Consider the following 19,191-nt stretch of genomic DNA (forward strand, 5'->3'; position numbering starts at 1 on the left):
TGAAGGATCGTTTTTGCGCTTAGCGATTTTTGACTTGCTCGATGTACCGGATTACCGCCGCGGACTTCTCGAATCGCCGATAAATCAAAGACAACCACGAACTCGCCTCGCAACCTTTGATTGCCCGGTACACCACGCCGGGCAAACCCACGTGACCCACCACTGATTGGGGCACAACTGCAACGCCCTGCCCCAACGACACCAACGCAATGACCGCCACCAACCCACCCGGTTGCGCCCCCAGTTTCGGCGCGAATCCGCCCTCGGCTGCGACTTGCAAAGTGCCGCTGATTTGCTCCGGCAGGATGAACGTCTCGTTCTGCAAATGTTCCGGGCCAATATCTGGCAGTCGGCACAGCCAGGACTCGGTCGGCAGCGCCAGCACAAAGCCTTCTGCGTCTAGGCGAATGGCTTCGAGGCCCTCTGGCAAGGTCATGGGTGAGCGGACATAGCCAATATCGAAACGCCCCTCGACCACCATCATCGGCAATGACGCCATGGGACTTTCCCGTACGTTCAGGCTGACGTCAGGACACTCGCGACCGAAGGCTTGCACCTGTTTCTGCAGCAAGCCCGAATACACCGCCGACGCCACGTAACCCAGTTCGATATGGCCAATATCCCCGCGCCCGGCACGCTGGGCGTTGAACTGAGCGTATTCGAATTGCCGCACCGTCGCCTCGGCTTCGATCAACAGCGCGGCGCCGGCCTCGGTCAGGCTGACTTCACGTGTCTGGCGCACGAACAATCGCGTGCCGAGTTCGTTCTCCATGTCCTGGATCTGTCGGGTCAAGGTCGGCGGTGCGATACCGAGTTGTTCGGCGGCGCGGGTGAAGTTGCCTTGCCGGGCGACGGCGAGGAAATAGCGAAAATGGCGAATATCCATCGTTGCGTTAGCTCAAAGGTAATGAAGTGACAAGGCGTACCTAACAAGGAAAGTAGCGACCGGCGATAAGCTGCACTGACTTTTACAGTAGAGAAACGCTGCCATGCCCGTCAAACCCAAGGTGAGCCCGCGCTTGACATTACTCACAGCCTCAGGCGTTTGCTCGCTGATCGTCCTCGACACCAACATTGTCGCCGTCACCCTGCCTACGATCGCCCGGGACCTGGGCGCTAACTTTGCCGACATCGAATGGGTGGTCAGCGCTTACATGCTGGCCTTCGCCGCTCTTTTGTTGCCGGCTGGCAGCATCGCCGACCGCTTCGGCCGGCAGAAAACCCTGCTCTGCGGATTGGCCATTTTCATCCTTGCGTCCATCGGTTGCGGTGCCGCGCCCACAGCGCTGTTCCTCGACATCGCCCGGGCGATCAAGGGTGTCGGCGCGGCCTTGCTGCTGACTTCGGCCCTCGCCTCCATTGGCCACACGTTTCACGATGAAGTGGAACGGGCCAAGGCCTGGGCGTTCTGGGGCGCGTGCATGGGGGTGGCGATGACCGCCGCGCCGACGGTCGGCGGGCTGATCACCGAATACATGGGCTGGCGCTGGATTTTCTACCTGAACCTGCCCGTCGGATTGTTCCTGATGGTGATGGTCTGGCGCGCCGTGCCGGAGTCCCGCGACACTCAGTCCGCACGCCTCGATCCCTGGGGCAGCCTGGCGTTCAGTGCGAGTTTGCTGTGCCTGATCTGGGGCCTGATCGAGGCGAACCGAATCGGCTGGAGCAACCCGCTGACCTACGCTCGGCTTATTAGCGGCGCCTTGTTGCTGGGGCTTTTCGTGGTGATTGAACGGATGCAGCGGCGGCCGATGGTCGACCTGCAACTGTTCAAGCATCCGCGTTTCATCGGCGCGCTGTTGGGCATGTTTGCCTACGCTGGTTGCGCCCAGGTGATGATGACCCTGCTGCCGTTCTACCTGCAAAACGGCCTGGGTTTCTCGGCCATCGCCTCAGGGCTGGGGATGTTGCCGTTTGCCCTGACCATGCTGATTTGCCCGCGCATCGGCGTACGTCTGGCGAGTCGATTTACCCCCGCCACGTTGATGGCCGCCGGTTTGACCCTGGTCGGCAGCGGCAATCTGCTCAGCGCCTGGGCGGTCAGCAGCGGCGGTTACCTGTCCTTCGCCCTGGCGATTGCAGTGACCGGCGCCGGTGCCGGGCTGCTCAACGGTGATACGCAAAAGAACATCATGGCCTGCGTGCCACGGGAGCGCACCGGCATGGCTTCAGGCATGAGCACCACCATGCGCTTCAGCGCAATCGTGCTGGCCATCGGCGTGTTCGGCGCGTTGCTGTCCAGTCATACCGAGCTGTTGTTGCGTACGAGCCTGGCGGCACAAGGTGCGCAATGGCTCGGCCAAACCCAGGGCATCGCCTCGCGGGTGGTGGCCGGTGACATGACGGCGGCGATGGGCCTGTTGCCGGAAACCGCGCGCACGGTGGTCGAACCGTTGGCCCGGCAAGCCTTTGTCGGTGGCTTCAGTCTGTTGCTGTGGGTCGCGGGGTTGTTGGCATTACTGGGTGCGCTGGTGGTGGGCATGCTGATGCGCAATCCGATCCCTGCCCCCTCGACTGCAGCCCTCGGCGCTAAGGCTTGAACGACGCCAATACCCGCTGGGCATTCGCTTCGCAGCCCATGCCCTCGGGTCGCGTCTGAATGTTGTCGATCACCTCCAACAGCTGCGCCTTGCTCTGCGCCAAGTGCAGCTGCATCTCTTCAATCTGTTCGACTTTGCGCGTAAGACCCGCGAGCAATTCGTCTTGCTTGAACTCACCGGTCGCACTGTCCGGTAACAACTGTTTCAACTCTTCCAGGCTGAACCCGGCCTGCTGGGCGCAAAGGATGATTTTCAGGGTTTGCAACGCTTGGTCGGGGTAATGCCGGTAACCGTTGGCCCGGCGTTCCACCTGCCGAATCAAACCTTGAGCCTCGTAAAACCGAATGCGCGACGCGTTCAACCCGCTTAACTGCGCCAATTCACCAATCTTCATCTCAGCCTCATTTGCCTGCTTGACATTAAAGTTAACTTTAAGCTTAGCCTCTGCTCATCACTGATGAGGAGTCAAGTATGTCGCCCTTCCAAGCGTTGAATTTGCCCAACGGCCAGACCATCGGCAACCGCATCGCCAAAGCTGCGATGGAAGAGAACCTCGCTGACAGCGGGCAGGTACCTGCAGAGGCCTTGTTCCGGCTGTATCAGGCGTGGGCCGAAGGCGAAACCGGCCTGTTGCTGACCGGCAACGTGATGATCGACCGCCGCGCCATGACCGGCCCCGGTGGCGTGGTGCTCGAAGATGAGCGGCACCTTGAACGCTTTCGCCAGTGGGCCAGCATCGGTCGGGCCGGTGGCGCGCAGTTCTGGATGCAGCTCAATCATCCTGGCCGTCAGACCATGGCCAATCTCGGCCAGCAAGCGTTGGCGCCTTCGGCAGTGGCGCTGGACCTGGGCGCGTTCTCGAAGATGTTTGCCGAGCCCAAGCCCATGAGCGAGCACGACATCGAAGACGTCATCCAACGCTTCGCCACCAGCGCGGCCCTGGCGGAAAAGGCCGGTTTCACCGGGGTGCAGATTCATGCTGCGCACGGTTATCTGATCAGCCAGTTCCTCTCGCCCTTGACCAACCGCCGAACCGACCGCTGGGGTGGTTCCCTGGAAAATCGCGCGCGCTTGTTGTTGGCGGTGGTCAGCGCCGTGCGCAAATCTGTGTCGCCGACATTTTGTGTGGCGGTGAAGCTCAACTCCGCGGATTTCCAGCGCGGCGGCTTCGATGCCGACGATGCCCGGCAAGTGATTCAGTGGCTCAACGATCAATCGATCGATCTGCTGGAACTCTCCGGCGGCAGCTACGAAGCCCCGGCCATGCAAGGCGAGGCCCGGGATGGTCGGACCCTGGCGCGTGAAGCGTACTTTCTGGAAATGGCCGGTGAGCTGGCCAGTGTGGCGAACATGCCGGTGATGGTGACCGGCGGGATTCGACGCCTGGCGATCGTCGAACAGGTGCTCGACAGCGGCATCGCCATGGCTGGAATCGGCACAGCACTGGCGATTGAACCTCAACTGGTCAAACGCTGGCGCGAAGGTCAGAACAGTCACCCGCAACTGCCGCCGATTCGCTGGAAACGCAAACCTTTGGCAGCACTGGCGAGCATGGCCGTCGTGAAGTTCCAGCTCAATCGCCTGAGCCGTGGGCGCAAGACTCGTCCCGACGTATCGGCGCTATGGGCGCTATGGGCGTTGATTCTCGACCGCGTGTACATCGCCCGGCGGACTCGCCAGTATCGGCAGGCGATGGGAATGAAGTGATCCAATGTGGGAGCGGGCTTGCTCGCGAAAGCGGAGTGCCAGACAACATTATTGTTGACTGTAAGGCCGCCTTCGCGAGCAAGCCCGCTCCCACAAGGGGGGTGTTTACCGTCCGGAAAAACGCAATCTGGATAGCTGGCGCAAATCCCCGTCGAGGTAATAGTCATCGGTCCAGCTGTCATCCGCCGCCAACGGCTGGACCTGCTTGAGCGCGAGTTTCCGGGCGAAGTAGCGAAAGCGGTAATGCTCGTAGAACCGCAGCAGTTCCAGGCCATAACGGTCTGCCAGATCGGTATCGCCGCGAATGATCAGGTAGTTCTCGTCATTGCCATTACTGGCCGCGGCACTGAGGTTGTGGCTGCCGCTGATGATCGTCGGCGCATCGCTGGTGAAGTCCGTCACCACGGCTTTGGTGTGCACCAGCAGGTTACCCTTCTGGCCTTTCATGTTCTCTCGAAGCCAGCCTTCCAGCCCGGTGTTGAGCAGCGCGGTGGCGGCGAATTCGGCGGTGCGGTCGGCGTGGAAACCGGTGATACGGCTGGCGGTGTTTTGCAGGCCGTAACGCAAAATGTCGTCGTGGGGCAAGCCGAGCAAGGCGTTCAGGATGTCGTCGGGCAAAGCGAATGCGGTGACGAACAGCACGTCTTTTTTCGCCGTGTTGATGATCTCGACAAACGCTTGCAGATCCCCTTGGCCCGAGCGGGGTGAGAAGCCGGCGAACATCGGCTGCAGCGAATCCATCGGGTTGTTTTGCGTGAGCCAGTTTCGGGTGGCATCGACATCCGCCGGGTGAGCCCAGACCTGCTCGAAGGTGTGCAGATAGCTGGCGCTGATGCGCGTGTCGTCCAGCACATGCACCACGTTGGCCTGGCGGTAAACACCGTTGGGCGTGAAATTGGTGCTGCCGCACAGCACCGCCTCCGGCTGACGCTGCCCTGCCGCGTCGAGCCGGCTCAGCACCATGAACTTGTTGTGGAAGATGTTATGGGTGACTCGCCCGCGCTTGTTCTCTGCCGGAATCTTCTCCAGGCTGGCCTCGTTCATGGTGGTGTCTTCATCGCCCGGCTGGGCGTGATAAAGCACGCGAACGTTTACCCCACGTTCGAACGCGGCATTGACCGCATCGACAATGGCCTGCAATTCATACTCGTAGATGGCAATGTCCAGCGCCCACTGGCCATCCACCGCACGCTCGATAAACCCCAGCAAACGTCCGAGCAAACCGTTTTCCAGCCATTGCCGCGGGATATCCGGCCAGGCTTCGATGGGCAGGTTCTTGTTGGCGCTGATCAGCGCGTCGAGCTCGGGAAACTTGCGCTGGAACGCCTGACTGGCGGCCACTGCGCGATTGAAGATCACGCTTTGATTATTCGGCTGCCCATTGTCGGAGGTGACCGTCACTTCCAGGAACTCACCCAGTTGCGGCGCATCAACGCTACCGTAAGCCAGGTGGATTCGGTAATGGATCGTCATCCCCGGATTGACCGCGTAATCGGCCCAGCGAAATTTCTGTAATGGCGCGATATCGCTGGGGGTGGCGTGAAACTGGGGAAAGGTATGCACCTTGCCGGGGAAGGTCAGGCTGTTGAACAGGAACAGCCAGGGCTTGGGGCCTTGCTGCTTTTCGATGGCGAAACCCAAGAGGCCTTTGCGCCGGTGTTCGGCCAGGTCCATGGCCAACAGCACGCCATTGGTGCCGGCGTAGGCTTTGACGCGGAAATCGTCCTGAATGTTGGCGGCTAGAACGCGCATGACTCACTCCTGTGATTTTTTCGGCTCACTCCATATCATCGATATGTCGATATTCGGCCTGCAACTCGGTAGCCAAGACTTTAGACCGTCCAAGCCGAATCGGCCCCCGTTCGATGTCGATCAGCAGCCCCGGACAATCAAGCGCCGGCAACATCGACCAGTCCTTCAATCGGCCATCGGTCACCAGCAACAAACGCTGCCGTTCCGCCGGAAAACGTTTCTGCCTGACCGCCAGCCAGCGCCCCGCTTCACCCAGCGCTGCCAGCAACGGCGTACCACCGCCCGCTCCCAGCCCATCAAGCCAGTCGCGCAAACCCGCGGAGGCTTTCAACCCTTGCACTTGCCATTTCGGCACATGACCACTGGCCGTGAGCAACGCCAGACGTGCACGCTGGCGATAGGCATCGTCGAACAGTTGCGCGAGCAAGCCCTTGGCATCGCTCAACGCCTGATGGCGACGAGTCGAAGCCGAGGCGTCGACGATCACCAGCCACAGTTCGTGGGGCGAGCGGGTGCGCAGGTGAAACAACACATCGTCGCGTTGACGCGGACGGCCGTTCAGCAAGGTGCCGGGCCAATTGATCGAGCCGCTGCGTGCCGCGTGACGTTTACCCTGTTTGCCGTTATCCAGTCGTCCGGCGCGGGGTCTGGCATTCGCCCCCGCGTCAGATCGAGGGCGAATGCCTAGGGCTTTTTTGGCCAGCTCGGCACGTCACGTCGTGCGCCGACCGGGAGCGCCTGAGCGGGCATTTCACCCCATTGGCCCTCGCCTTCGCTCGGGTTGGCATTTTGCGTAGAGGGCGGCTGGCTCTGTTGCGGCGCTGGTGGCGATGGCTCGCGGCGGCGATGGCGCAAGGCAAACTCGGCGACGGCATCGATGTCTTCCTCGGCGATTGCATTCGCCCCACGCCATGCCGCGTGGGCACGCGCAGCACGCAACCAGACCAGGTCGGCCCGCAAGCCGTCGACACCGGCAGCAAAGCAGCGCTCGGTAATCTGCGCCAGCGCATGATCGTCGAGTGGGATGCTGGCCAGTGCGCTGCGTGCTTTCTGGCAACGTTCGCGCAGCGACTGCTGTTGGCTTTCCCATTCGGCGCAGAAGCTGTGGGGATCGCTGTCGAAATCCAGCCGTCGCCGGATGATCTGGCCGCGTTCGGTCGGTGCAGTGTGACCACTGAGGGCGACGTTCAGGCCAAAGCGGTCGAGCAGTTGCGGACGCAGCTCACCCTCTTCCGGGTTCATGGTGCCGATCAGCACGAACTTCGCCGAATGCCGATGGGAAATGCCGTCGCGTTCGATCAGGTTGGTGCCGCTGGCGGCCACGTCCAGCAGCAGGTCCACCAGGTGATCGGGCAGCAGGTTGACTTCATCAACGTAGAGCACGCCGCCGTCAGCCTTGGCCAGTACCCCGGGGGAAAACTGCGCGCGCCCCTCGCTCAGGGCGGCGTCCAGGTCGAGGGTGCCGACCAGCCGTTCTTCGGTGGCGCCGAGCGGCAAGGTGACGAATTGGCCGCTGGCCAGCAAATCCGCCAGGCCACGGGCCAGCGTTGACTTGGCCATGCCGCGAGGGCCTTCGATGAGTACGCCGCCGATTTTCGGGTCGATGGCGGTCAGGTACAGGGCGAGTTTGAGATCGTCAGCGCCGACCACGGCGGAAAGCGGGAAATGGGGAGTGTCGGTCATGTCAGGTCTCGTTTGTGGTCGGTAGTGTGATCGTTCCCACGCTCTGCGTGGGAATGCCTCAACGGACGCTCCGCGTTCGGCTCTGGGTGGGACGCGGAGCGTCCCGGGCTGCATTCCCACGCGGAGCGTAGGAACGATCAGCTACAGTCGGTCAACTGTCTTCTTCGATGTCCAGCAACAAATTCTCCAGCGCCTCGCGATACTCACCTGGCTCCTTCCACATCCCCCGCTGCTGCGCCTCAAGCATCCGCTCGGTCATGTCGCGCAACGCATGCGGATTATGCTCACGAACAAAATCCCGGGTCACCGGGTCCAGCAAATACGCATCCGCCAGTAACGCGTACTGGTGATCGTCAATCAACTGCGTTGTTGCGTCGAAGGCAAACAGGTTATCGACCGTCGCCGCCAGTTCAAACGCACCTTTATAGCCGTGGCGCTTCACGCCATCGATCCACTTCGGATTGGCTGCCCGCGAGCGAATCACCCGGTTCAGCTCTTCCTTCAACGTGCGGATCTTCGGCAGATCCGGCTGACTGTGATCGCCATGGTAACTGGCCGTCGCTTCACCACTGAGGCTTTCCACGGCGGCGAGCATGCCGCCCTGGAACTGGTAATAGTCGTTGGAATCGAGCAAGTCGTGCTCACGATTGTCCTGGTTTTGCAGCACCGCCTGCACCTGGCTCAGGCGCTGAGCGAACTGTTCTCGCGCCGCAGTGCCTTCGTCAGAACCGCCGTAAGCGTAGCCGCCCCAGTTCAGGTAAACCTCGGCCAGGTCGTCGCGGCTTTGCCACAGACGACCATCGATGGCGCCCTGCACGCCCGCGCCGTAAGCACCGGGTTTGGCGCCGAAAATTCTCCAACCGGCCTGACGCTTGGCCGCCTCTTCATCCAGCCCCGATTGCATTAACGCTTCGCGCTCGGCACGCACCTTGGCGGCCAGGGGGTTGAGGTCGTCCGGCTCATCGAGCGCGGCGACCGCTTGCACGGCGGCATCGAACAGGCGGATCAGATTGGCAAAGGCATCGCGGAAGAATCCGGAGACGCGCAAGGTCACGTCCACACGCGGACGGTCCAGCAGACTCAGCGGCAGAATCTCGAAGTCGTCGACCCGCTGACTACCGGTGGCCCAGACAGGGCGCACACCCATCAACGCCATGGCCTGGGCGATGTCGTCGCCACCGGTGCGCATGGTCGCGGTGCCCCACACCGACAGGCCGAGCTGACGCAGGTGATCGCCGTGGTCTTGCAGGTGTCGCTCAAGAATCAGGTTGGCCGACTGGAAACCGATACGCCACGCGGTGGTGGTCGGCAGGTTACGCACGTCCACCGAGTAGAAGTTGCGCCCGGTCGGCAGCACGTCGAGCCGTCCGCGACTCGGCGAACCGCTGGGGCCGGCCGGCACGAAGCGGCCGCTGAGGGCATCGAGCAGACCGCGCATTTCCGCCGGGCCGCAGGCGTCCAGCCGTGGCGCGACGACTTCGCGCAGGCTGTCGATGATGGCGCTCACTTCGAACCAAGTGGCCTCCTGTGGGAGCGGGCTTGCTCGCGAAAGCGGTGGATCAGGCAAATCAATGTCGACTGACACTCCGCTTTCGCGAGCAAGCCCGCTCCCACAGGGGCCGGGCTCGACCTCGGTATTCAACGTCTGAGAGATCAGTTGAGCGGCGAACAGTTCCAGACGTTCACGGGTATCACCGGCTGTGCGCCAGACTTCATCGGTGAGGGTTTGCAGTTCAATCGGACGTGGCCCGGTCCAGGGTTCGGCGAGCGCGCAATCCAGCGGATCGAAGCCCAACGAGAACGCCTTGGCCAAGGCCCGCAGCAGACTCGATTGCGCACCGCGCCCATCGCCTCGCGGAATGCGCAACAACGCCAGCAAGGTATCGATGCGCAAACGCCCGGTCGGAGACTCGCCAAACACATGCAGGCCGTCGCGGATCTGCGACTCTTTCAGGTCGCACAAATAGGTGTCCAGCCGCGGCAGCCAGATCGCCGCATCGGCATCACTGTCGAGCTTTTCGTCCAGTTGCAGTTCGCGGTCGATGTGCGTCTCGCGCACCAGTTGCAGGATGTCGCGCTGCAATTCCCGGGCACGGCGCGGATCGAGCAATTGCGCTTCGTAATACTCGTCGGCGAGTAATTCGAGGTTGCGCAACGGGCCGTACGTTTCGGCGCGGGTCAGCGGCGGCATCAGGTGATCGATGATCACCGCCTGCGTACGGCGCTTGGCCTGGGCGCCCTCGCCCGGATCGTTGACGATGAACGGATAGATGTTCGGCAGCGGACCGAGCAGCACATCCGGCCAGCACTGCTCGGACAGACCGACGCCTTTGCCCGGCAACCATTCGAGGTTGCCGTGCTTGCCGACGTGGATCACGCCGTGGGCGCCGTAGGTGTTACGCAACCAGAAATAGAACGCCAGGTAACCGTGAGGCGGCACCAGGTCCGGATCGTGATACACCGCGCTCGGATCGACCTGATAACCCCGCGCCGGTTGAATGCCGACGAAGGTCAGGCCAAAGCGCAGCCCGGCGATCATCATCCGCCCGCCACGGAACATCGGATCGTTTTCGGGCGAGCCCCAACGTTCCAGCACGGCTTGGCGATTGGATTCGGGCAAGGCGTTGAACATCAAGTTGTAGTCGTCCAGCGCGAGGCTTTGCATACACGGACGCTGGTCGAGGGTGTCGAGGTCGTTGCTGACGCCGCCGAGTAATTGCTGGATCAACGCGGTGCCGCTATCAGGCAACTCGGTCGGTAGCGGATAACCTTCTTTATGCAGCGCACGCAGGATGTTCAGCGCCGCGGCTGGAGTGTCGAGGCCGACACCATTGCCGATGCGCCCGTCGCGGGTCGGGTAGTTGGCGAGGATCAGGGCGATGCGTTTTTCAGCGTTGGGCACCCGCGCCAGATCGATCCAGCGTCGCGCCAGTTCAGCGACAAAATCCATGCGCTCCGGTTGTGGCCGATAGCAGACCACATCGGATTGGCTGCGCTCGCTGCGCCAGGCCAGGTCTTTGAAGCTGATCGGTCGGCTGATGATCCGCCCATCCAGTTCCGGCAGCGCGATGTGCATCGCCAGATCACGCGGGCCGAGGCCTTGTTCGCTGGCGCGCCATCCGGGCTCGTTGTCCTGGGCACAGATCGCCTGGATCACCGGGATGTTGCGGCGAAACGGTCGCAAATGCGGCGCTTCGGGGCTGGATTGGGCGAAGCCGGTGGTGTTGAGAATCACGCCGGCCTCGACTTCATCCAGCCAGTCCTCGACCACTGTCAGGCAGCCGGGCTCTTTCAGACTGGCCACAGCAATCGGTAACGGGTTCAGCCCCGCCGCCTGCAAACGCTGGCAGAAAACATCGATAAAACCGGTGTTGGCCGCCTGCAAATGCGAGCGGTAGAACAGCACCGCCGCCACCGGTTGACCGGCCTGCCAGTCGGCTTGCCAATCCTTCAGTTCAGCGGGGCTTTTGTGCGGGTGGTAGATCGCCGTGCGCGGCAGGGTTTGCGGCTCGGCCCAGGCGTAGTCGCGATCCAGCCAACGATTGGCAAGGCAGCGAAAAAAATCCAGGGCATTGCTCATGCCGCCCTGACGCAGAAACTGCCAGAGCCGGTCGCGGTCTTGCGCGCCCACTGTGCTTAGGTCGCTGAGTTCCGGGTCCGGGCGGTCATCGCCCGGCACCAGAATCAGCTGCACACCACGCTCCGACAGTTGCACCAGACGCTCGACGCCGTAACGCCAATAGGCGATGCCACCGTGCAGCGAGATCAGAATCACCTTGGCGTGGCGCAGCACTTCGTCGACATACAGGTCGACCGAGGCGTGATTCTGCACCTGCATCGGATTGGCCAGGCGCACGCTGGGGTAATCGTCGGGCAACTGCTGCGCCGCTTCGGCGAGCAGTGCCAGGCTGGAGTCGCCGCTGCACAGGATCACCAGCTCGGCGGGGGTTTGTCCAAGGTCGGCAATGTTGTCATCCGACACGAAACCGCCGGGCTGGGTCCTGAGCAGGTGCATGACTTAAACGCTGAGCGCAGCGCGCAATTGCGCTTCAAGCAGAGTGGCGTCCAGCTCCTGACCGATCAACACCAGGCGCGTGGTACGCGCTTCGTCGGCGCCCCACTGACGGTCGAAGTGCTTGTCGAAACGTGTGCCCACGCCCTGGATCAGCAGGCGCATCGGCTTGTTCGGGATGGCGGCGAAGCCTTTGACCCGCAGGATGCCGTGCTTGACCACCAGTTGGGTCAGCACGTCCAGCAGCAGGCTTTCGTCGGCTTGCGGCAGGTCAATCGAAATGGAATCGAAGGCGTCGTGGTCGTGATCTTCCTCGCCTTCATGGTGATGGTCGTGGTGGCTGTGACGGCTGTCGATGTGCTCTTCGGAACCGGCGCCGAGGCCGATCAGCACATCCAGTGGTACGCGACCGCTGCTGGCTTCGATGATTTTCACTGCTGGCGGCAGTTCTTCGGCGACTTCCAGGCGTACACGGGCCAGGTCTTCAGGGCTGATCAGGTCGGCCTTGTTGAGGATCACCAGGTCGGCGCTGGCCAGTTGGTCGGCGAACAGTTCGTGCAGCGGCGATTCGTGGTCCAGGTTCGGGTCGAGTTTGCGCTGGGCATCGACCTGGTCCGGGAAAGCCGCGAAGGTGCCGGCGGCGACCGCTGGACTGTCGACCACGGTGATCACCGCGTCAACGGTGCAGGCGCTGCGGATTTCCGGCCACTGGAAGGCTTGTACCAGCGGTTTTGGCAGGGCCAGGCCCGAGGTTTCGATGAGGATGTGGTCGAGGTCGCCGCGACGGGCGACCAGTTCGCGCATCACCGGGAAGAACTCTTCCTGAACGGTGCAGCACAGGCATCCGTTGGCCAGTTCGTAGACGCGGCCGTTGGCTTCCTCTTCAGTGCAACCGATGGAGCACTGCTTGAGGATTTCGCCGTCGATGCCCAGCTCGCCGAACTCGTTGACGATCACCGCAATGCGACGGCCCTGAGCGTTGTCGAGCATGTGCCGCAGCAACGTGGTTTTGCCCGAGCCGAGGAAGCCGGTAACGATGGTGACGGGGAGTTTGGCCAGTGTTTTCATCGGATGCCCTTTGGCAAGGTGGCGGGCATACGGGACGACAATCGCTGCGACGGAGGCGCGCGCAAGAGTTCCGCCACCGGATCACCCCGCCCGGTTGTAGTGAGAATCTGTGTCGAGGCAGGTCTCCTGGCTGACGGTGTGCCGGACTGGTGGGCCTGGCATTCGCTGCGCCTTCCCGCGAACCCGTTGCACAGGGTTTGCAGTGGCGTGGCAGCGAACATCACCGTTCACAGTTGCGGGGGCAGCCGCGGCATCGACCGCGTTCCCTTCTTAGCTTCGGCAGACGCCGAAGAACCTCGAAAGCGCAAGGCTACGCATCGTGTGGGGGCGGGTCAATGTCCTTGGACTGATCGCGGTCCCTGTGGTGAGGGGGGTTATCTGTGGCGAGGGGATTTATCCCCGTTGGGCTGCGAAGCGGCCCCCTGCATTTCCTCAGGCATACCCCGCAAGCAGGTCTTGCGACGGTTTCGCCGCCGGACGGGGATAAATCCCCTCACCACAGATAATTCCCTCACCACAGCTCAAACGAGAACCCTTGCCAATTGACGCCCAACCCCCGCCCATGCTCTCCTACACGCCTTGTTATGGGTGCCCTTCACAGGGTGAAACGGGAAACCGGTGAATCATGTGCTTTACTCTAAAGCCATGTCAGTCCGGTGCTGCCCCCGCAACGGTAAGCGAGCGAAGCGTCAGATCCACTGTGCCAGCAGTTCGGCATGGGAAGGTGATGCTTGCAGGTCAAAGCGAAAGCCAGCGCCCCTCGTGAGCCCGGAGACCGGCCCGCAACACAAAGTGACCATTACGATCACTGAATAACAAACCCGCGGTGGGCGGGCGCTGTTTGAACCTCTGCGTGCCCGACTCGCAGGGGTCTTCCATGCGCTCTATATCACCCGCTGACAGACCAGAGGGAAGCGCCATGTCGATCATCAGCACTACCGGCAGCAACACCGATAAGAGCACCGCCAGCACCACCAACACCTTGACTCAACGCCTGACCGCCGCCGTGTGTGCGTCGATCCTGGGTGCGTGCCTTGTGTATTTCGCCGGTTTCTCGCACATCGAAGCGGTGCACAACGCCGCTCACGATACCCGCCACAGCTCTGCATTCCCGTGTCATTGAGACCAGCCAACATGATCAAGCGTATTGCGCAAACCGCAGGGTTCACCGGGCTGCTGGCCGCCCTGTTGCTGACCTTGCTGCAAAGCTTTTGGGTGGCACCGCTGATCCTGCAGGCCGAGACTTACGAAAAATCCGAGCCCGCCGCGGTTGAAGTTCACGAACACGCCGCAGGTGCTGTCGCCGCTCACACCCACGATGCTGAGGCCTGGGAGCCGGAAGACGGCTGGCAGCGCGTGCTGTCCACCACCGGCGGCAACCTGGTGGTAGCAGTCGGTTTCGCCCTGATGCTGGCCGGTCTTTACACCTTGCGCGCACCGACCAAAACCTCCCAGGGCCTGCTTTGGGGCCTGGCCGGTTACGCCACGTTCGTACTGGCACCGACCCTCGGTCTGCCGCCTGAGCTGCCGGGCACTGCCGCCGCTGATTTGGCGCAACGGCAGATCTGGTGGATCAGCACGGCTGCCTCCACCGCGGCCGGCATCGCATTGATCGTGTTCAGCCGTCACTGGCTGATGAAAATGCTCGGGGTGGCCATCCTGGCCGTTCCTCATGTGATCGGCGCACCACAACCGGAAGTCCACTCGATGCTGGCTCCGCAAGCCCTGGAAGCTCAGTTCAAAATCGCTTCGCAGCTGACCAACGCGGCATTCTGGCTGGCCCTGGGCCTGATCAGTGCCTGGTTGTTCCGCCGCAAAAGCGATGGTCAATACCACGCATGACCGAGATCAGCACAGCGCCGACCTTAGTGGTCGGCCTGGGCTGCCAGCGCGGCTGCCCCGTCAGTACGCTGCGGGCGCTGCTCGATCAGGCGTTACAGGCTCATAAAATCGAACTTCACCAGATCAAGGCCCTGGCCAGCATCGACCTGAAGCGCGAAGAACCTGGCTTGATCGAACTGGCCGAACAGCTTGAGTTACCGTTGATGTACTTCAGCAGCGAACAATTGGCCGGCTATCAACCGCAACTCAGTCACCGCTCGGACATCGCGTTCGAACGCACTGGCTGCTACGGCGTAGCGGAAAGTGCCGCCCTGGCCCTGGCCGAACAACTGACCCAGGCACCGGCAAAATTGCTGATTCCACGACAAAAATATGCCCAGGCCACCTTGGCATTGGCCTGTGCTGCATAAAATCCTCGATAATCACCGCCATCGATCATGAGCAATCTTCATCTGAAGCCTTGCCCTGCCCCTTTTTCTCACAGGAACCGACGATGACCGTCTACTTCATTGGCGCAGGTCCCGGCGACCCGGAACTGATCACCGTCAAAGGCCAACGGCTGATTCGCAGCTGCCCGGTGATCATCTATGCCGGCTCCCTGGTGCCCGCCGCCGTGCTGGAAGGCCATCGCGCCGAACAGGTGGTCAATAGCGCCGAACTGCACCTGGAACAGATCATCGAGCTGATCAAATCCGCCCATGCCAAGGGCCAGGACGTGGCCCGGGTGCACTCCGGCGATCCGAGTCTTTATGGTGCGATTGGCGAGCAGATCCGCTACCTGCGCGAACTCGACATCCCGTTTGAAATCATTCCCGGTGTCACGGCCACGGCGGCCTGCGCAGCACTGTTGGGCGCGGAACTGACGTTACCCGACGTGTCGCAAAGCGTGATCCTGACCCGCTATGCCGACAAAACCGCGATGCCTGCCGGCGAAGAGCTTGGCAGCCTGGCGCAGCACGGGGCGACGATGGCGATTCATCTGGGGGTCAATCATCTGGAGAAGATCCTGGCCGAACTGCTGCCGCATTACGGCGCGGATTGCCCGATCGCGGTGATTCACCGGGCGACCTGGCCGGACCAGGATTGGGTGGTGGGGACGCTTGAAGACATTGCCGCGAAGGTTGAAGCCAAGGGGTTTCGGCGCACGGCGTTGATTTTGGTGGGTCGGGTTCTGGGCAGTGATCACTTCAGTGAGTCGTCGCTGTATCGCGCGGGGCATGCGCATCTGTATCGGCCCTGAGCCAAGCACAACCCTGTGGTGAGGGGAATTACTGTGGTGAGGGGATTTATCCCCGTTCGGCGGCGAAGCCGTCGCTAAACCTGCTTGCTAGGTCCGCCTGAAAGAATGCAGGGGTCCGCTTCGCGGCCCAACGGGGATAAATCCCCTCGCCACAGATAAATCCCCTCACCACAGTAATTCCCCTCACCACAGTAAATCCCTTCACCACGGTAAATCCCGTCATTCACAGGTTATCTATCGCCCATAAAAAAACGGCGCTCACGGGGCGCCGTTTTTTTATGTTTGCAGCGAACACCTTACTTAGTAGTAGGCGTTTTCTTTCTGCGTGTGGTCGGTGACGTCACGAACACCCTTGAGCTCGGGAATGCGCTCGAGCAAGGTGCGCTCGATGCCTTCGCGAAGGGTGACGTCTGCCTGGCCGCAGCCCTGGCAACCGCCGCCGAACTTCAGCACGGCGATGCCGTCTTCGACCACATCGATCAGGCTGACCTGACCGCCGTGGCTGGCCAGCCCCGGGTTGATCTCGGTTTGCAGGTAATAGTTGATACGCTCGTTGATCGGGCTGTCGGCGTTGACCATCGGTACTTTGGCGTTTGGCGCCTTGATGGTGAGCTGGCCGCCCATACGGTCGGTGGCGTAGTCGACTACCGCATCGTCCAGGAACGCTTCGCTGAACGAGTCGATGTAAGCGGTGAAGCTTTTGAGCCCCAGCGCCGTGTCTTCAGGTTTTTCTTCGCCCGGCTTGCAATAAGCAATGCAGGTTTCGGCGTACTGGGTGCCAGGCTGGGTGATAAAGACGCGGATGCCGATGCCTGGGGTGTTCTGCTTGGAGAGCAGATCAGCCAGATAATCGTGGGCGGCGTCGGTAATGGTAATAGCGGTCATGGAAACTCCTCGCAGGCTTGGGCGCAGTTTACGCCAATCATCGCGCCGTACAAAGTCCTAGTATTTTTGTCGGGAAAGCACACTGAATCACAGGCACCTCAGAGGTTCTGATATCGGTTCATGTCCAGCACGCCCTCTTCCACCGGGTCGGTCTCGTGGACATACCGGTTCAAGTCATGAAAGTAGAACCAGAACTGCGGATGGCTGCGGCGAATCCCCCAGCGCTCGACGATTTTCTCGAATCGATTGGCGTCCTTGGCGTTTTCCATCTCGTCCACGAACTCAGGCACTTGCTCGGCCGGAATGTTGAACATGAAGTTCGGATAGCTGCTGAGCACGCCCGGATAAATGGTCAAAGTGTCGAGCCCCGGCTGATACCGCAGGGATTCACCGAGCAGGAATGCGACGTTACTGTGCGCCCGGTTGCGCAGCAGGCTGTAGACCTCGCGCTTGCCGCTTTGGGTTTCGATGCGCAGCAGGGTCGCTTCCGGCAACTGATCGATAACCTTCAGCCCGGCCGCCGGACGCGAAGTCAAGCGACTCAACGCCTGTTCGGCGCTCTGCAAGGCTAGGTCGATGTTCGGCCGCGAGCAATAAGCGCCGTCACAACGGTTGATCGGATCCGGCTTGGCGTTGAGGTCGCCGTAACGGACCAGCAATTGCTGGGCGAAATCGCGTTTCGGGTCCTTTTTGTCCAGCACCAGCGCCGTCTCTTTATCGTTATCGATGGCCTCGTAATTCAGCCACATCTTGAATTTGCCGCCACTCTGGTACCAGTCGTCGAGGTAGTCGTCACGCGAATCGGCAGGCATCAGGCGCAGAAAGTTCTGCTCGGCACCGTTGCGGATCAGGTCGAAATACAGGCGGGTCTGGGCTTGATGGGAGACGTTGCCGAACACGTCGAAGTTAACTGCCAATTGATAATACGTGCGCTCCAGCAGCGGGAAGTCAAACAGCCACATGGTTTGCGGCACGTCACCGATCAGGCCTTTGTTCACCGAGGCACTGTCGAAATGCCGGAAGATCGTCAGCAAGGCGTTATCGTTGCCCGCCCATAAGGTCGACCAACTTGGCGCCGGCGCATCGGCGTAACTGTCACGGCGCAGCGCCTCGTACTCGTTACGCTTGTCGCGGTAGTCACGCCACAGGCTCAGGATGCTGCCGACATCGTCGTTCTGCCCCGGCATCGCCAACAACGGCGTGGCCTGGCCGCGGTAGTTCGGATCAATGATGTAGAGGTCGTGCTCAGGCGCCTGGAACAGTGCCCAGAAGTTATCGCGAATCACGTCAGTGGCGATCTGGCCGCGGCATACCGGGCCGCGAATAAACGTACGGACGAAGTATTCGGCGTTATAGAGCATGAATTGATAACGCGCCTGGGCCGGGATCGCCTCGAACGTGGTGAACGGATTGGCCCGACGCTCCGGCCCGTATCCCGGCAAGGCGTCGACTTGCCAGTTGCCGTTATAGAAAAGGCTTTTGATCCGGGCCATCTTCGTCGGACTCAGCGGGTAAGTGATGTGGGTCTTCTGCACGATCACACCTTGCACCGGCCACAGGCGGTAATACACCTGAGTGCCTGGATCGTCATTCGGGCGGCGGGTGTTGATCAGGTCGATCGGCTGGCCGGTCGGCGTGCGCGAACGTACCCACTGAAAGAAATGCCCTGGCTCGCCGTCCTTGAAATAGAGGTGAGCGAGAAACCAATGCTCGAACAACCACCGCCCCACCAGGCTTTGCCGTGCCCCCGGGGCGTTGAGCAGGTTTTCCCACAGAACCACCTGCAACGCCTCCTTGGCGCTCGGCACAAGGCCTTGCTCGTCAATCGGCGCGCCGGAGGCCAGCCAGCGTTGCAACGTCTGGTATTGCTGATCGGTCAGGCCGGTAACCGCCAGCGGCATGCCCTCTTTGGGGTGTGTTTTGGCGTAGCCGTCGAACTCGGCCGGCAGCGCGCACATGTTTTCCCGGTTCAGACCAAGGACGATGTCCTCCGGCAGCTTGGCATTGGGTTGCAAGGGAGTTTTGTGGCCCAACTCAAGCATCCGCGCCATCAACGCGGCCTGACTGCCCTGAGCGTCGAGCACCGAATAGAAGTCCTTTTGCTGCCAGGCGCGTTTACCGAAGGCGTCATAAAACAGCCGAGTCGGCACGGCAGCCTGGCGGCGATCGCCATCATAGACCGGGTTCTTGGTTGCGCCACGGCCCGCCCCTTCCCCACTGCCCAGATTGAGCTGACAGGCGGCGTCATAGCAGGCATGGCAGGCCACACACTTTTCGGTGAAGATCGGTTGTATGTCGCGGCTGTAGGAAATGGCAGAGGAAATGGCCGGATCCTGCGCGGCAGCGCCCCAGCTTAAAAACAGCAAAACAACGCTGATGACGCGATAAGACATATCCCTGGTCCCGATCATGAAAAAACGCCGCGATTCTACCGGTCCGCACCCCACTCCAACATGAGCGAT

The 19,191-nt window shown here is 61.5% G+C and carries 15 protein-coding genes and 2 riboswitches; of the genes, 6 read left to right on the top strand and 9 right to left on the bottom strand.

The window, feature by feature from the left end:
* Positions 1-19: 19 nt before the first annotated feature.
* Positions 20-886, bottom strand: coding sequence for a LysR family transcriptional regulator (locus DFS28_RS11380; protein WP_111449820.1), 867 nt, complete (start codon positions 884-886; stop codon positions 20-22).
* 103 nt (positions 887-989) lie between these two features.
* Here DFS28_RS11380 and DFS28_RS11385 point away from each other — a divergent pair, with 103 nt between their 5' ends.
* Complete coding sequence (locus tag DFS28_RS11385; RefSeq protein ID WP_111449821.1) at positions 990-2,540, top strand: MFS transporter; 1,551 nt, start codon at positions 990-992, stop codon at positions 2,538-2,540.
* Here DFS28_RS11385 and DFS28_RS11390 read toward each other — a convergent pair.
* Positions 2,530-2,934, bottom strand: coding sequence for a MerR family transcriptional regulator (locus DFS28_RS11390; protein ID WP_111449822.1), 405 nt, complete (start codon positions 2,932-2,934; stop codon positions 2,530-2,532). The two genes, DFS28_RS11385 and DFS28_RS11390, sit on opposite strands and share 11 nt — an antisense overlap.
* 77 nt (positions 2,935-3,011) lie before the next feature.
* On the opposite strand from DFS28_RS11390, the gene DFS28_RS11395 reads away from it, so the two are divergent.
* On the top strand, positions 3,012-4,247 hold the full coding sequence (locus DFS28_RS11395) for an NADH:flavin oxidoreductase/NADH oxidase family protein (protein ID WP_111449823.1): 1,236 nt from the start codon (positions 3,012-3,014) through the stop codon (positions 4,245-4,247).
* A gap of 105 nt (positions 4,248-4,352) precedes the next feature.
* Here DFS28_RS11395 and DFS28_RS11405 read toward each other — a convergent pair whose 3' ends face one another.
* The 5 genes from DFS28_RS11405 to cobW form a co-directional block, all read right to left on the bottom strand.
* A complete protein-coding gene (locus DFS28_RS11405; RefSeq protein WP_111449824.1) occupies positions 4,353-5,999 on the bottom strand; it encodes a phospholipase D-like domain-containing protein in 1,647 nt (548 codons plus the stop codon).
* Positions 6,000-6,024: 25 nt separating this feature from the next.
* The gene (locus tag DFS28_RS11410; RefSeq protein ID WP_223527069.1) at positions 6,025-6,681 is read right to left on the bottom strand and encodes a VWA domain-containing protein; all 657 of its coding nucleotides are present in this window, start codon (positions 6,679-6,681) and stop codon (positions 6,025-6,027) included.
* A gap of 2 nt (positions 6,682-6,683) precedes the next feature.
* On the bottom strand, positions 6,684-7,682 hold the full coding sequence (locus DFS28_RS11415) for an ATP-binding protein (RefSeq protein ID WP_111449826.1): 999 nt from the start codon (positions 7,680-7,682) through the stop codon (positions 6,684-6,686).
* A 151-nt stretch (positions 7,683-7,833) separates the two neighbouring features.
* Complete coding sequence (gene cobN / locus DFS28_RS11420; protein WP_111449827.1) at positions 7,834-11,697, bottom strand: cobaltochelatase subunit CobN; 3,864 nt, start codon at positions 11,695-11,697, stop codon at positions 7,834-7,836.
* A gap of 3 nt (positions 11,698-11,700) precedes the next feature.
* On the bottom strand, positions 11,701-12,762 hold the full coding sequence (gene cobW / locus DFS28_RS11425) for a cobalamin biosynthesis protein CobW (protein WP_111449828.1): 1,062 nt from the start codon (positions 12,760-12,762) through the stop codon (positions 11,701-11,703).
* Between the two features lie 98 nt (positions 12,763-12,860).
* A riboswitch (cobalamin riboswitch) is annotated at positions 12,861-13,076 on the bottom strand.
* Between the two features lie 255 nt (positions 13,077-13,331).
* Positions 13,332-13,561, top strand: a riboswitch (cobalamin riboswitch).
* A 120-nt stretch (positions 13,562-13,681) separates the two neighbouring features.
* Here cobW and DFS28_RS11430 point away from each other — a divergent pair.
* The 4 genes from DFS28_RS11430 to cobM all read left to right on the top strand — a co-directional run bounded on the left by DFS28_RS11430 (position 13,682) and on the right by cobM (position 15,844).
* Positions 13,682-13,885 (top strand): CbtB domain-containing protein, encoded by a 204-nt coding sequence (locus DFS28_RS11430; protein ID WP_111449829.1) that lies wholly within the window; start codon positions 13,682-13,684, stop codon positions 13,883-13,885.
* Between the two features lie 11 nt (positions 13,886-13,896).
* A complete protein-coding gene (locus tag DFS28_RS11435; protein WP_111449830.1) occupies positions 13,897-14,604 on the top strand; it encodes a CbtA family protein in 708 nt (235 codons plus the stop codon).
* Positions 14,601-15,014, top strand: coding sequence for a cobalamin biosynthesis protein (locus DFS28_RS11440; RefSeq protein WP_111449831.1), 414 nt, complete (start codon positions 14,601-14,603; stop codon positions 15,012-15,014). Before DFS28_RS11435 ends, DFS28_RS11440 begins: the two co-directional genes overlap by 4 nt.
* Before the next feature lie 83 nt (positions 15,015-15,097).
* Positions 15,098-15,844, top strand: a complete 747-nt coding sequence (gene cobM / locus DFS28_RS11445) for a precorrin-4 C(11)-methyltransferase (protein WP_008150987.1) — start codon at positions 15,098-15,100, stop codon at positions 15,842-15,844.
* Between the two features lie 300 nt (positions 15,845-16,144).
* Here the strand turns inward: cobM and nfuA are convergent, their stop codons facing one another.
* The gene (nfuA, locus tag DFS28_RS11450) at positions 16,145-16,729 is read right to left on the bottom strand and encodes a Fe-S biogenesis protein NfuA (protein WP_046048486.1); all 585 of its coding nucleotides are present in this window, start codon (positions 16,727-16,729) and stop codon (positions 16,145-16,147) included.
* Between the two features lie 98 nt (positions 16,730-16,827).
* Complete coding sequence (locus DFS28_RS11455; protein ID WP_111449832.1) at positions 16,828-19,122, bottom strand: fatty acid cis/trans isomerase; 2,295 nt, start codon at positions 19,120-19,122, stop codon at positions 16,828-16,830.
* Between the last annotated feature and the right edge of the window lie 69 nt (positions 19,123-19,191).

Source organism: Pseudomonas sp. 478, assembly GCF_003254125.1.
Taxonomy (GTDB): Bacteria; Pseudomonadota; Gammaproteobacteria; order Pseudomonadales; family Pseudomonadaceae; genus Aquipseudomonas.

Coding starts and splice junctions, on each gene's coding strand:
- DFS28_RS11380 (WP_111449820.1), bottom strand. CDS start 886: ATGGATATTCGCCATTTTCGCTATTTCCTCGCCGTCGCCCGGCAAGGC.
- DFS28_RS11385 (WP_111449821.1), top strand. CDS start 990: ATGCCCGTCAAACCCAAGGTGAGCCCGCGCTTGACATTACTCACAGCC.
- DFS28_RS11390 (WP_111449822.1), bottom strand. CDS start 2,934: ATGAAGATTGGTGAATTGGCGCAGTTAAGCGGGTTGAACGCGTCGCGC.
- DFS28_RS11395 (WP_111449823.1), top strand. CDS start 3,012: ATGTCGCCCTTCCAAGCGTTGAATTTGCCCAACGGCCAGACCATCGGC.
- DFS28_RS11405 (WP_111449824.1), bottom strand. CDS start 5,999: ATGCGCGTTCTAGCCGCCAACATTCAGGACGATTTCCGCGTCAAAGCC.
- DFS28_RS11415 (WP_111449826.1), bottom strand. CDS start 7,682: ATGACCGACACTCCCCATTTCCCGCTTTCCGCCGTGGTCGGCGCTGAC.
- cobN (WP_111449827.1), bottom strand. CDS start 11,697: ATGCACCTGCTCAGGACCCAGCCCGGCGGTTTCGTGTCGGATGACAAC.
- cobW (WP_111449828.1), bottom strand. CDS start 12,762: ATGAAAACACTGGCCAAACTCCCCGTCACCATCGTTACCGGCTTCCTC.
- DFS28_RS11430 (WP_111449829.1), top strand. CDS start 13,682: ATGTCGATCATCAGCACTACCGGCAGCAACACCGATAAGAGCACCGCC.
- DFS28_RS11435 (WP_111449830.1), top strand. CDS start 13,897: ATGATCAAGCGTATTGCGCAAACCGCAGGGTTCACCGGGCTGCTGGCC.
- DFS28_RS11440 (WP_111449831.1), top strand. CDS start 14,601: ATGACCGAGATCAGCACAGCGCCGACCTTAGTGGTCGGCCTGGGCTGC.
- cobM (WP_008150987.1), top strand. CDS start 15,098: ATGACCGTCTACTTCATTGGCGCAGGTCCCGGCGACCCGGAACTGATC.
- nfuA (WP_046048486.1), bottom strand. CDS start 16,729: ATGACCGCTATTACCATTACCGACGCCGCCCACGATTATCTGGCTGAT.
- DFS28_RS11455 (WP_111449832.1), bottom strand. CDS start 19,122: ATGTCTTATCGCGTCATCAGCGTTGTTTTGCTGTTTTTAAGCTGGGGC.